This window comes from Mycobacterium sp. MMS18-G62 (assembly GCF_053877835.1).
This window is the reverse complement of the sequence record NZ_CM132662.1, coordinates 1,487,513-1,499,688: the sequence shown is the minus strand read 5'-3', so window position 1 is coordinate 1,499,688 and position 12,176 is coordinate 1,487,513. Positions and strand designations below refer to the sequence as shown.

Below are 12,176 nucleotides of genomic sequence, written 5' to 3'. Positions count from 1 at the left end.
GATCACTACGCGTGTAGTGGTACCGTCGGCGGTATGCCTGCCACTACGGACGTAGTACAACGCAAGCGGTCGCTGTGGCACGGTTACCGCCGCCACGGCTACTTTTTCCGCGAGGCCGCGATGCTCACCATCGCGATGGGCTTCGGCCTGCACCTTTACCGCGTCATCTTCGGCGACGAACTCGCGATGAAGTACGTAGTCACGCTGACGACAGACAAGATTCTGCTGGTTCCGATGACATATGCCGCGATTACAGGGATCTTGGTGTGGCACCGCGTGCGGTTCGTCAACACGCCGCACAAGGCGTTCTTCACCGCATCGGTGTTCTATATCGCCGCGAGCGTGCCGCTGCACATCTACTTCAACCTGGTCAGGGGCGACATCGCGACGTTTTTCACCTGGTTTCCGATGTGGTTCAGCTACGTGCTGCTGATCGTGGTCTACCCGGCGTTCCTGACGATGTTCTGGCGTCTGCACTATAGGAACTGATGCCGCCCAACCCAGAACGACGGACCCAGATCCTCGATGCTGCGATCGACATCCTGTGCGACGACGGCGTCGGCGGTCTGACCCATCGGCAGGTCGACACGCGAACCGGCCTGCCCGCGGGCACGACGTCCAACTACTTCCGCACTCGCCAGGCGCTGATCGAATCGACCGCCGCACGGACGGTGGACCTGCATTGGCAGCGCGTCGAGGCGCTGCAGAAGGCGATCGGACCGATGACTCGAGCCGCGCTGAAATCGTTGTTGATTCGCATGCTCGAACCCGACGAGCAGTTTCGCCGGTGGACGCTCGCGCGCTTCGAGCTCTTCATGGAAAGCACCCGCCGCGCCGAACTCCGGCCGCTGATGAAAGACCTTCAGGCGGCCGCGGTGAAGTCGGCGACACTCATCTTCGAGGCCGCCGGCTTCACCCCGACACCGGAGCGGATGGACGAACTCAGCAGGCTGCTCAACGGCTTTGTGTTCAGCAACCTCACCATCGCGCCCGAGGCGGGCGCGCACGATGCCGCCGGTCTTGTGGACCGACTGCTGAGCGCCTTCCTCGATTAGCGACGTGCCGAAGCGCGGTTGACCGCCGAGACCACGGCTCGCAGCGACGCCGTGGTGATCGACGTGGCGATGCCGACGCCCCAGATCGTCTGGCCGTCGACCGAGGCCTCCACGTACGCAGCGGCCTGGGCCTCCTCGCCGGATGACATCGCGTGCTCGGAGTAGTCGAGTACGTGGACCTGAATGCCGACGCTGCACAGCGCGTCTACGAACGCCGCGAGTGGACCGTTGCCGGAACCGCGGATGTCGGTCTCGACGCCGTCGATCTTGACCGTCGCCTCAATGGTGTCGGTGCCGCCGTCGGTCTCGGATGCGACGACCTTCTGGCGGATCCGCTCCAGCGGCCGCACCGGAGCCAGGTACTCCTCGGCGAAGACGTCCCACATCTCCTTGGGCGATACCTCGCCGCCCTCGCCGTCGGTGATCTTCTGGATCGCCTGGGAGAACTCGATCTGCAGCCGACGCGGCAGCACCAGGCCGTGATCGGCCTTCATGATGTAGGCCACGCCGCCCTTGCCGGACTGCGAGTTCACCCGGATGACAGCCTCATACGTGCGCCCGACGTCGCGCGGATCGATCGGCAGATACGGCACCTGCCACAGGATGTCGTCTACATCGGCGTCCTGCTCGTCGGCGGACACCTTCATCGCGTCCAGGCCCTTGTTGATCGCGTCCTGGTGACTGCCGGAGAACGCGGTGTATACCAGATCGCCGCCGTACGGGTGGCGTTCGTGCACGGGCAGCTGGTTGCAGTACTCGACCGTGCGCCGGATTTCGTCGATGTTGGAGAAGTCGATCTGCGGGTCCACTCCGCGGGAGAACAGGTTCAGGCCCAGCGTCACCAGGCAGACGTTGCCGGTGCGCTCACCGTTGCCGAACAGGCAGCCCTCGATGCGGTCGGCGCCGGCCTGATAGCCCAATTCGGCTGCGGCGACGGCTGTTCCGCGGTCGTTGTGCGGATGCAGCGAAAGGATGACGGACTCACGCCGTTTCAAATTGCGGCTCATCCACTCGATGGAGTCGGCGTAGACGTTGGGTGTCGCCATCTCGACGGTCGCGGGCAGGTTGACGATCAGGGGCCAATCCGGCGTTGGCTGGATGACGTCGGAGACGGCGTCGCACACCTGCTTGGCGTACTCCAATTCGGTGCCGGTGTAGGACTCCGGCGAGTACTCGTAGCGCCATAGCGTGTCCGGGTACTTCTTGGCTTCCTCCAAGCACTTTCGCGCGCCCTCGACGGCGATCGCCTTGACCTCTTCACGCCCCGCGCGAAACACCACGCGGCGCTGCAGGATCGACGTCGAGTTGTAGAAGTGCACGATCGCGCGCGGAGCGCCCTGGCACGCCTCGAACGTCCGCTCGATCAGCTCGGGCCGGCACTGGGTCAGTACCTGGATCGTGACGTCTTCGGGGACCGCGCCCTGCTCGATGATCTCGCGGACGAAGTCGAAGTCGGTCTGGCTGGCCGACGGGAAACCGACCTCGATCTCCTTGTAACCCATGCGCACCAGCAGCTCGAACATGCGGCGCTTGCGGGCCGGGCTCATCGGGTCGATGAGCGCCTGGTTGCCGTCGCGCAGGTCGACGGCGCACCACATCGGGGCGCGGTCGACCACACGGTCTGGCCAGCTGCGGTCAAAAGGAACGGGTGCTGGGCCTGACGCCGGGCTCCCGCCCGGCACCTCAGCGGCGAAGGTGCGGTACCGGTCGACCGGCATCGACGTGGTCCGCTGGGTATTCCAGGCGGGCTGGCCCGGGTTGGGCGGACCCGCGGGCTTGTTGATGGTGCGTACTGACGTGAAAGCGTCAGCGGAATCGGGTTTCGAAAAGGTGGTCATTTCAGGGGCTCCGGGAGTAAGACGGGACTCGACCGGCGCGTCGCGAACACCCGCGACGGGAAGCCGGTCTGGATCAGACCCCGTCGCGGCTGCCGAGAAGGAGCACCCGCTGCACGTTGACCACTGTAGCAAGCCCACCTGAAGGGCCAAAACGTCGGCTTACTCGCAGAGCCGGTAGACAATGGTGCAGTGAGGCAGGTGATGGCGCTGCTCGCCATCCTGACGTTGCTCGTGGGGTGCAGCCGCAACATCGACGGATCGGCCGCGATGGGTTCCCGCGAAGTCGAACCCTCGTACTTCTTCGCCGGCGACGTCGACACCTACGGGCAGGCCATCAGCGCCGATGAGGTCACCGCGCTGGCCTACCTTCGCGCGATGCGCCGGGTCGATCCCTGCGGCCTGATCACCCGCGAGTCGCTGGCCAAGATCGGTGAAATAGGTTCGGTGGGAACGCTTTTCTCACTCGACGAGTGCGACATCGACATCAAAGTCGCGGGTGAGATCCACCGGCGCTACGCCAGCATCGAGGTCACCCTCAACCGTCTCGCAGGCAAGGCTGTCGCGTTCCTGTCCGGCGATCTGCCGGTCTACGAGACGTATCCCGGCTCGTGTGACTACCTGCTGCCGCTGAATCTGTCGCTGCTGCCCGGCGCTCGCCCGCTGCGCACGGCCGACCAGCCGTTCGTGCGGGTCGGGTTGGTCGCCGAGGACAACTGCGACTTTGCAAAGGGACTGGTGCGCGCCATCGGTCCGCGGCTCGAGGCGCTACAGCTGCCGGCCCGTGACGCGGTCGCCACCTATCCTGCGCGGCTCGCCGAGCGCGACCCGTGTCAGGTGATGTCCGTCATCAGCGCGGACATCCAGAGCTGGGACATCGGCCGGTCGCGGCCCTACGAATGCGACTTCCGTATCTCGCGAGGCCATGACGTCGTTCCAATCCGGCTGACACTGAAACCCCAGACATTCGACATGACCACCGAGACTCGGCAGACCCGCACTCAGGGCGGCGTCGAACTGCTCGTCGATCCGAGCTACTGCTCGGTGTTGGCGTTCCTCGGCGACAGAATGCAGCGCAAGCTGCTCGGCGGTGATTTCGTCGACACCGGCGACGTCATCATTCGGCCCGCGGTCGTGGTCGACAGCGGCGGCGAGCATTGCGACGTCGTCATGGATGTGGCGGCGGCCGCCGCGAAGCTATACGGCTGAGTCAGGGAACGCGATCACCGACAGAAAACGGATCGGCAGCTCGACAAGGTCCACCGGCCCATGCGCGCCCTCCCCGTCGATCTGCAGCGAGTCGCCAGGATGCAGCCGGTACACCTCGCGGCTGTGGCTGTAGTCCATGACGCCTTCGAGCATGTAGATGAACTCCGTGCCCGGATGCTGGAACAGCGGATAGGTCTGGCTCTTCTCCGACAGCGTGACGTGCAGGCACTCCAGCCGTTTGTGCTCGCCGCGCAGCGACCCCAGCAGCTGGTATTCGTGGCCTTCCTTGGTGCCGTTGCGAACGATGCGCGCCCCCGTGCCGGCCTTGACGAACGCGGCGGGACGCTCGACGTCTGCACCGCGGAACAAGCTGGTGACCGGCACGTCGCAACCCTTGGCGAGCAGCGCCAGCGTGCTCAGGCTGCACGACGTCTGCGCGTTTTCGATTTTGGACATCATGGCCTTGGAGATACCGACGCGAGCCGCCATCTCCGCGACCGTAAGCCCTTGCTGCTGGCGCAGTTTGCGGACATTGCGCCCGATCGCAGCCTCGAACTCGAGCTCCTCGACGGGCTCGTGTGGGTCGCGGTCGCGTGCGGTACCGGACTTGTTGCGCAGCGGGACGTCAGTCATGTTTCCTGTCAGGAATCATCGCATCTGTCCGGCCCCGACATAGGGATAAGGGCTCTTCAGCAGGTCGCCCTCGGCGAACCGCGACAGCCGGAAGTCGCTGTGCGGTATGCGGGGATCGTTGCTGTGCCCGTCGACGACCAGGTCGGCGACCAATCGGCCCACCGCCGGGGCGATCTTGAATCCGTGCCCGCTGAAGCCGGCTGCCACGATCAGACCGTCCAGCTCGGTTGTGGAGATGACAGGGTTCCAGTCCAGCGTGACGTCGTAGCAGCCCGCGTAGCTGCTGCTGATCGCCGCATCGGTGAAGCCGGGGAATCGCGCACCGACCTTGTCCACGGTCAGGTCGACGAACGCATCAGTGGCCCGGTTGAGGTAGTTGTCCGGGTCGGCCTGTTCGACGTCGGACAGGTCGCTGTTGCCGAACAGGATGTCGCCGCCGAGCTCAGGCCTGACGTACTGCAGCGAGACCAGATCGGAAAAGACTGGGACAGAGCCGGTTTCGACACCCGGCTTGATGGTGACGATCTGCTCGCGGACGACACGGATCGGCACGTCGATGCCGTATGGCGCCAGAAATGGTCGAGTCCACACGCCGGTGGCGACGACGACGGTGCCCGCCGAGATTTCAGTGCCGTCCGCGAGGCTGACACCTGTCACCCTTTGGCCGTCGGTGAGCAGTCCGGTTACGGTGGCGCCCTGTCGGATTCGCACACCAGCGGCACGAGCCGCGACCGCGAATGCCTGCGCGGTCTGGTACGCATCGCCGTATCCACCGCGTGCCTCCCACCCGAACGCCGCGAACGGCGACAGGTCCGCGAACGGCCACATGCAGGCGACCTCGGAGGCGTCGATCTCCTCGGTCTGCACGCCGACGGCCCGTTGGGCGGCGAGGCTCTTGCGCAGCGATTCGACGTTGGGTTCGCCGACGCCGACGACGTAGCCGGTCTGGCGGAAGCCGATGTCGGTGCCAAAGATCTCGTCGGCGTTTTCAAACACCTCCAGCCCGACGGTGGCCATCGCGGCCAGCGAGCTGATGCCGTAGTGGCAGCGAACGATGCCGCTGGACTTGCCCGTCATGCCGGAGGCGACGGTGTTGCGTTCGGCCACAAAGACATCGGTGACGCCCCGCTGGCTCAAGGCCCACGCCGCGGCGGTGCCCTCGATGCCGCCGCCGACGATGACGACGTCCGCGGTGTTCATTGGCCGGGGATCCAGGACGTGCCCGCCAGCGGCACCCGCGCCATCGCGGCGGCCTCGATCGTCACCGCCACGAGGTCCTCCGGTTCGAGGTGCAGCACATGCGCCTTACCGCAGGCGCGCGCGATGGTCTGCGCTTCCATCGTCAGCACCCTCAGGTAGTTGGCGAGCCTGCGGCCGCCCTCGACGGGATCGAAACGGGCGGCCAGCTCGGGATCTTGAGTGCTGATCCCTGCCGGGTCGGTGCCGTCCTGAAAGTCGTCGAAGAAACCCGCTGCGCTGCCGAGCTTTTCGTAGTCGGCGGCATAACGCGGATGGTTGTCGCCAAGCGCGATCAGTGCGGCGGTCCCGATCGCGACAGCGTCGGCTCCGAGCGCGAGCGCCTTGGCCACATCGGCGCCCGTCCGGATGCCGCCGGACACGATGAGTTGCACCTTCCGATGCACACCGAGTTCTTGCAGGGCCTGCACCGCCTGGGGCACGGCGGCCAGCGTCGGGATGCCGACGTGTTCGATGAACACCTCTTGGGTCGCGGCGGTGCCGCCTTGCATGCCGTCGACGACGACGACGTCTGCGCCGGCGTGCACGGCGAGCTTGACGTCGTAGTAGGTGCGGGTGGCGCCGACCTTGACGTAGATCGGCTTCTCCCAGTCGGTGATCTCGCGAAGTTCGTTGATTTTGATCGTGAGGTCGTCGGGGCCGGTCCAATCGGGATGGCGGCACGCCGAGCGCTGGTCGATGCCCTCGGGAAGCGTGCGCATGCCGGCGACGCGCTCGGAGATCTTCTGGCCGAGCAGCATGCCCCCTCCGCCGGGCTTCGCGCCCTGACCGAGCACCACCTCGATCGCGTCGGCCTTGCGTAGGTCGTCGGGGTTCATGCCATAGCGCGACGGAAGATATTGGTAGACAAGATATTTACTCTGCCCGCGTTCCTCCGGCGTCATGCCGCCGTCACCGGTGGTGGTCGACGTGCCGACCTCGCTGGCGCCGCGGCCCAACGCTTCCTTGGCCGGGCCGGACAGCGCGCCGAACGACATACCGGCGATGGTGACCGGGATGTCCAGGTGCAGAGGATGTTTGGCATGGCGGTCGCCGAGGACGACGTCGGTGCCGCACTTCTCGCGGTAGCCCTCGAGCGGATACCGGGACATCGACGCACCGAGGAACAACAGATCGTCGAAATGCGGCAGTGCACGCTTGGCGCCCCAGCCGCGGATGTCGTAGATGCCGGTGTCGGCGGCGCGCTGGATGGCGGCGATCGTCTGCCGGTCGAAGGTGGCGGATTCGCGCAGGCCCAGGCGGGCGCGGTCGTCTTGGTTCATCTCAGTAGCTCGAGGTGTTGTCGACGTGGAAGTGGTACAGGTTTCGCGCCGATCCGTAGCGGGTGTAGGCAGATGTGTCGTCGCCGTCGAAACCTGCTGCCTTCAAGAGGTGTTCGAGCTCTTGGTGGTGCTCGGCATGCATCTGCTTGGCGATACAGTCGGCGCCGAGCGACGCGACGTCGCCGCGGACGTAGAGGCGCGCTTCGTAGATCGAGTCGCCGAGTGCCTCGCCCGCGTCACCGCGGATCACCAGCCGACCGGCCTGCGCCATGAAGGCGCTCATGTGGCCGACGTCGCCGCCGATCACCATGTCCACGCCCTTCATCGAAATTCCGCACCGCGCAGCGGCGTTGCCCTCGATCACCAGCAGGCCGCCGTGCGCGGTGGCACCCGCCGACTGCGAGGCGTTGCCCTTGACCCACACGGTGCCGCTCATCATGTTCTCGGCGACCCCGGTACCTGCGTTGCCGTTGATGGTGATTTCGGCCTGCTGGTTCATGCCCGCGGCGTAGTAGCCGACATGGCCGTCGACGGTCACCTTCACCGGGGCGTTGAGGCCGACAGCGACGTTGTGCGCGCCGGCTGGGTGTTCGATCAGGAATTCACCCGACAGGTCCGGTCGATGAAGCGCGGCGTTGACCTCGCGCAGCGAAACCGAATGCAGGTCGAACGACGTCACCGTTTCCATGCGTAGATCACCTCCGGCTCCGGCTCCCAGATCTTGGCCGCCTCGACGCCGGGAAGGCCTGCCAGCGCGCGGTATTCGCTGCCCATAGCGACCCAGTCGTCCGTCTCGGCGATGACGGCGGGCTTGCAGGCAATCGCGTCGCGCACGACGGCGAACGAGTCGCGGTTGGACACCAGCAGGGTGTAGAAGCCGTCGAACGTCGCGCACAGTTCCTTCAGTGCCGCTTCGACGTCACGGCCGTCGGCCAGTTGCTTCGCGATGAAGCGGGCACCGACCTCGGTGTCGTTCTCGCTATCGAATTGCACACCGGCGGCGCGTAATTCACGGCGGATGGTCGCGTGGTTGGCGAACGACCCGTTGTGCACCATGCACTGTTCGGGCCCGACGGCGTAAGGATGACAGCCCGCGGGTGTCACCGCCGACTCGGTGGCCATTCGCGTGTGGCCCACACCCTGCCAGCCCTGCGCGTTCGCCAGGCCCCACGCGTCGGTCAGTGCTCGTGGATGGCCAACCCCCTTGAGGACGGCCATATCCGAGCCGAACCCGGCGATCAACGCGTCGGGATATGCCGACTTGACGGCGTCGAGCAGCACTTCCGAAGGGGCCTCTGCGGTGAGGAGATACGTCTCGGCAACGCGAGTGATCGTGACGTCGAGTCCGAGGTCGGCGGCGGCAGGGTTCACTTCCAGCACCGACACGCAGCCTCGGCCGGGCGGCGACCAGGTCGGATCGCCGTACACCGCAACGCCCGCCGAGTCGCTGCCACGATCGCCCATCTCGCACAGCATCCCGGTCAACAATTCGCCAAGCCCGGGATATAACACGGGGTTGCGCAGGTGCAGGCCCACGATGCCGCACATGGTTTTTCGTTCCTCTCGTCAGAATGCAGTGAGGTAGTGCTCGATCTCCCATGGGGTTACCGCGCTGTGGTAGGCGAAGAACTCCTCACGCTTGAGGTTGGCGAAATAACCCGACACTCCATCACCCGCCGCGTCGAGGACGCCCGTCACCACCGAATCGCCTTGGAGTTCATCGACCGCGTGCAGCAGTGTCGGTGGCAATGGCCGGGCCGCGCCCGTGCCGACGGCTCCGGGATCTGCGCTGCGCTTGACGCCGTCGATGCCCGCACCCAGGGCGGCTGCGATCGCCAGGTACGGGTTGGCCGAGCCGTCGCCGCCACGCAGCTCGATGCGCGCCGAATCGGGCACGCGGATGTAGTGGGTCCGGTCGTTGCCGCCGTACGTCGGAGTCTTCGGCGCCCATGATGCACCCGATGCTGTGGTCGTGGCGCCAGTTCGCTTGTAGGAGTTGACTGTTGGCGCTATCACGGCCTGCAGAGCGCACGCGTGCTCGAGGATGCCGCCGATGAACGAATAGGCCGTTTCGGACAGGCCAAGGCCACGGGAGTCGTCGTCGGACGGAAAGACCGGCGTGCCACCACTGGTCAGCGACAGGTGCAGATGCAGTCCGCTGCCGGTCTTTTCGGCGAACGGCTTTGGCATGAAGGTGGCCACCATGCCGCGGTCGGCGGCGATCATCGACAGCAGATAGCGCAGCGTCACCACGCGGTCGGCGGTCGTCAGCGCGTCGGCGTACTCGAAGTTCTGCTCGAACTGGCCGTTGCCGTCCTCGTGGTCGTTGGCGTAATTCGACCAGCCCAATGTGTTCATGGCTGCGGAGATAGCCGTCAGGTGGTCGTACATCCTGGTGACGCCGCGGGCGTCGTAGCAGGGCTGCGCGGCGGTGTCGTCGGCGTCCGCGGTCGACAGGCTGCCGTCGGCATCGCGCCGCAGCAGGAAGTACTCCACCTCCGCCCCGACCCACGGCTCGAAACCGGCGTCGGCCGCGCGCTGGATCATTGCCTTGAGGATTACCCGCGGCGCGTACGGCCATGGTTCACCGTTGACGTGCGGGTCGCAGTGCACGATCGCCAGGCCTTCCTTGACGAACGGGATCGGCGTGAACGACGCCGCGTCCGGAATCGCCATGAGGTCCGGGTCCTTGGGCTCCTGGCCCATGGCGCCGACGGCATATCCGGCGAAGCCGACGCCCTCGGTGGCCAGCAGGTCGACGGCCTCGACGGGCACCAGCTTCGCGCAGGGCTTTCCGCGCAGATCGACGAACAGCGCGAGGATGAACTTCGTTCCTGCCTGTTCGGCGAGGGTGGCGAGCTCGGACATGTTCTGGCGGCCTTGTCTCTTGAGATGAATCACTGTATCTCGATATGAAACCCGCTGCAGACCGGCCGGCCGGCGCGGGCGAGTGGTTGCCGCGCCGGCCGGGGTCCCGGACTAAGCGGGCTGCAGTTCGTACGCCGCGTCCCTGTGGAACTTGGCGTCGATGCCCTTCTCCTCTTCGTCGGCAGAGATGCGGATGCCGATCGTCTTCTTGATCACGAACGCGATGATGTAGGCGACCACAAACGAGTACGCCATCACCGCGCCGGCCGCGATTGCTTGCTTCCAGAACTGATCCAGTCCGCCGCCGTAGAACAGGCCGTCGGTCTTGTTGGGCATGCTCGCGCTGGCGAACAGCCCGATCAGCAGGGTGCCGATGACGCCACCGACCAGGTGCACGCCGACGACGTCGAGGGAATCGTCGTAGCCGAACCGCGACTTGAGGCCAACGGCCAGCGGGCAGATCGCGCCGGCGATCAAGCCGACGAAGATCGAACCGATCGGGGTGACCGCGCCGCAGGCGGGAGTGATGGCGACCAGTCCAGCCACCGCGCCCGAGGCCGCGCCCACGCCGGTGACGTGTCCGTCCTTGACCTTCTCCACGCCGAGCCACGCCAGCGTCGCCGCGCAGGTCGCGGTGAACGTGGTGACCATGACGATGGCGGCGGAGGTGCCTGCGGCCAGCGCCGAGCCGCCGTTGAATGCGTACCAACCGGCCCACAGCAGTCCGGCACCGAGGAGCGTCAGCGGCACGTTGTGCGGCTTGCGGAACTTACCGAAGCCCAGCGACTTGCCAAGCACGATCGCAACCGCGAGAGCCGCAGCGCCCGAGTTGATGTGCACCGCGGTGCCACCGGCGAAGTCAATTGCCTTGAGCTTGTTGGCGATCCAGCCGCCCGTGGAGTCCGGCGTCACCACACCGTCGAACGCGAACACCCAGTGCGCGACCGGGAAGTACACCAGCACCGCCCACAGCGTCGCGAAGGTCATCCACGCCCCGAACTTCATCCGGTCGGCGGCGGCACCGGATATCAGCGCCACGGTGATCGCCGCGAATAGTGCTTGGAATAAGGCGAATAGGCTGACCGGAAGGCCGTTGATGGTGGTCATCGGCTCGGTCAGGTTCTTCATGCCGGCGAACTCGGTGAAGCTGCCGACGAACCCGCCGTAGGACGTGCCGAATGCCATCGAGAACCCGAACAACACCCACAGCACGCCGACGACGGCCACCGCGCCGAAGGTCATCATCATCATGTTGGTCGAGCTCTTGACGGACACCATGCCGCCGTAAAAGAGCGCGAGCCCGGGGATCATCATCGTCAGGCCGATGATGCAACACAGCATGAATGCCGTGGTTCCTGTATCCATTAACAATCTCCTGCAGTGTGCGGCCCCCGCGGAGCCGTTCACTGTCAGTTACCGATGTTTCTGTTACGTGGACAGGCTCCCGGTGTTGCGGGTGCGTAAATTTGCCTCCCTTCGCCGAAACTGCGGACAGATCGCGATCGTCGACGTTCTGGCGATCTCCCCGCAGTCTCGAGGGCCGTACAGTTCCTGCGGTGAAGCTCGATCGGCGATGGTGGGTCGCCATCGGCGTGGTGGTGGTCGCGGTCGCGGCGCTCGTACTGCGCTACACGGTGTTTGCCGGTCCGTCCGAGGAATGTCGTCCGGTCAAGGACCTGCTGGACTTCAACCGGTCCCAGGGCGAGCACATCGCCTCGAAGACCGGTGACGAGCAGGGCGTCCCCACCGCGGCCGAAGACGCCGCATACCAGGCGTGGGCCGACGGAATGGCCGAACGCGCGCAGAAGGTGAAGTCGCCTGACCTGGCGCGCACCGCTACAACGGTCGCCACCCTCGCCAATGAATTCGTGGGAAAGCTCTCCGATCTGCGCGCTCAGAAGGAGGCGCGGGCTCCCGGCGCACCCGCGCCGCCGGCGGCCTACGAGATGGCCGCGCTGAACGCCCGGATCAGCGATGGGCTCGCGGAGTTGGCCAAAGCCTGTTCCTGACGCTACCGGCGGAGTAAATGGGATGCGTCAAACCCTTATTCTTAGATG

General features: G+C 65.8%; 12 protein-coding genes. 4 read left to right on the top strand and 8 right to left on the bottom strand.

Features of this window, described 5'->3' with window-relative positions; genetic code table 11:
- Window positions 1–33: 33 nt before the first annotated feature.
- Entirely contained in the window at window positions 34–489 is a 456-nt protein-coding gene (locus ACWW36_RS07470; protein ID WP_456140934.1) for a hypothetical protein, read from the top strand.
- Window positions 489–1,055, top strand: a complete 567-nt coding sequence (locus ACWW36_RS07465; RefSeq protein WP_456140933.1) for a TetR/AcrR family transcriptional regulator — start codon at window positions 489–491, stop codon at window positions 1,053–1,055. The genes ACWW36_RS07470 and ACWW36_RS07465 overlap by 1 nt, the downstream gene beginning before the upstream one ends.
- Here the strand turns inward: ACWW36_RS07465 and leuA are convergent.
- Window positions 1,052–2,893: a 2-isopropylmalate synthase gene (gene leuA / locus ACWW36_RS07460; RefSeq protein WP_456140932.1), complete on the bottom strand. Its 1,842-nt coding sequence runs from the start codon at window positions 2,891–2,893 to the stop codon at window positions 1,052–1,054. The two genes, ACWW36_RS07465 and leuA, sit on opposite strands and share 4 nt — an antisense overlap.
- A 189-nt stretch (window positions 2,894–3,082) precedes the next feature.
- Between leuA and ACWW36_RS07455 the strand changes: the two genes are divergently transcribed.
- Window positions 3,083–4,099, top strand: coding sequence for a hypothetical protein (locus ACWW36_RS07455; protein WP_456140931.1), 1,017 nt, complete (start codon window positions 3,083–3,085; stop codon window positions 4,097–4,099).
- Here the strand turns inward: ACWW36_RS07455 and ACWW36_RS07450 are convergent.
- The 7 genes from ACWW36_RS07450 to ACWW36_RS07420 all read right to left on the bottom strand — a co-directional run bounded on the left by ACWW36_RS07450 (window position 4,088) and on the right by ACWW36_RS07420 (window position 11,484).
- A complete protein-coding gene (locus ACWW36_RS07450) occupies window positions 4,088–4,732 on the bottom strand; it encodes a helix-turn-helix domain-containing protein (RefSeq protein ID WP_456140930.1) in 645 nt (214 codons plus the stop codon). The genes ACWW36_RS07455 and ACWW36_RS07450 overlap by 12 nt on opposite strands.
- 15 nt (window positions 4,733–4,747) lie before the next feature.
- Window positions 4,748–5,932: an NAD(P)/FAD-dependent oxidoreductase gene (locus ACWW36_RS07445; protein WP_456140929.1), complete on the bottom strand. Its 1,185-nt coding sequence runs from the start codon at window positions 5,930–5,932 to the stop codon at window positions 4,748–4,750.
- Window positions 5,929–7,251 (bottom strand): FMN-binding glutamate synthase family protein, encoded by a 1,323-nt coding sequence (locus tag ACWW36_RS07440; protein ID WP_456140928.1) that lies wholly within the window; start codon window positions 7,249–7,251, stop codon window positions 5,929–5,931. The genes ACWW36_RS07445 and ACWW36_RS07440 overlap by 4 nt, the downstream gene beginning before the upstream one ends.
- 1 nt (window position 7,252) lies before the next feature.
- The gene (locus ACWW36_RS07435) at window positions 7,253–7,939 is read right to left on the bottom strand and encodes a GltB/FmdC/FwdC-like GXGXG domain-containing protein (RefSeq protein WP_456140927.1); all 687 of its coding nucleotides are present in this window, start codon (window positions 7,937–7,939) and stop codon (window positions 7,253–7,255) included.
- Window positions 7,927–8,799, bottom strand: a complete 873-nt coding sequence (locus ACWW36_RS07430) for a glutamine amidotransferase (RefSeq protein ID WP_456140926.1) — start codon at window positions 8,797–8,799, stop codon at window positions 7,927–7,929. The genes ACWW36_RS07435 and ACWW36_RS07430 overlap by 13 nt, the downstream gene beginning before the upstream one ends.
- Window positions 8,800–8,817: 18 nt before the next feature.
- Complete coding sequence (gene glnT, locus ACWW36_RS07425; RefSeq protein WP_456140925.1) at window positions 8,818–10,119, bottom strand: type III glutamate--ammonia ligase; 1,302 nt, start codon at window positions 10,117–10,119, stop codon at window positions 8,818–8,820.
- Window positions 10,120–10,230: 111 nt separating this feature from the next.
- The gene (locus ACWW36_RS07420) at window positions 10,231–11,484 is read right to left on the bottom strand and encodes an ammonium transporter (RefSeq protein WP_456140924.1); all 1,254 of its coding nucleotides are present in this window, start codon (window positions 11,482–11,484) and stop codon (window positions 10,231–10,233) included.
- Between the two features lie 191 nt (window positions 11,485–11,675).
- Here ACWW36_RS07420 and ACWW36_RS07415 point away from each other — a divergent pair, with 191 nt between their 5' ends.
- The gene (locus tag ACWW36_RS07415; RefSeq protein ID WP_456140923.1) at window positions 11,676–12,128 is read left to right on the top strand and encodes a hypothetical protein; all 453 of its coding nucleotides are present in this window, start codon (window positions 11,676–11,678) and stop codon (window positions 12,126–12,128) included.
- The last annotated feature ends 48 nt before the right edge of the window (window positions 12,129–12,176 follow it).

Coding starts and splice junctions, on each gene's coding strand:
- ACWW36_RS07470 (WP_456140934.1), top strand. CDS start 34: ATGCCTGCCACTACGGACGTAGTACAACGCAAGCGGTCGCTGTGGCAC.
- ACWW36_RS07465 (WP_456140933.1), top strand. CDS start 489: ATGCCGCCCAACCCAGAACGACGGACCCAGATCCTCGATGCTGCGATC.
- leuA (WP_456140932.1), bottom strand. CDS start 2,893: ATGACCACCTTTTCGAAACCCGATTCCGCTGACGCTTTCACGTCAGTA.
- ACWW36_RS07450 (WP_456140930.1), bottom strand. CDS start 4,732: ATGACTGACGTCCCGCTGCGCAACAAGTCCGGTACCGCACGCGACCGC.
- ACWW36_RS07445 (WP_456140929.1), bottom strand. CDS start 5,932: ATGAACACCGCGGACGTCGTCATCGTCGGCGGCGGCATCGAGGGCACC.
- ACWW36_RS07440 (WP_456140928.1), bottom strand. CDS start 7,251: ATGAACCAAGACGACCGCGCCCGCCTGGGCCTGCGCGAATCCGCCACC.
- ACWW36_RS07435 (WP_456140927.1), bottom strand. CDS start 7,939: ATGGAAACGGTGACGTCGTTCGACCTGCATTCGGTTTCGCTGCGCGAG.
- ACWW36_RS07430 (WP_456140926.1), bottom strand. CDS start 8,799: ATGTGCGGCATCGTGGGCCTGCACCTGCGCAACCCCGTGTTATATCCC.
- glnT (WP_456140925.1), bottom strand. CDS start 10,119: ATGTCCGAGCTCGCCACCCTCGCCGAACAGGCAGGAACGAAGTTCATC.
- ACWW36_RS07420 (WP_456140924.1), bottom strand. CDS start 11,484: ATGGATACAGGAACCACGGCATTCATGCTGTGTTGCATCATCGGCCTG.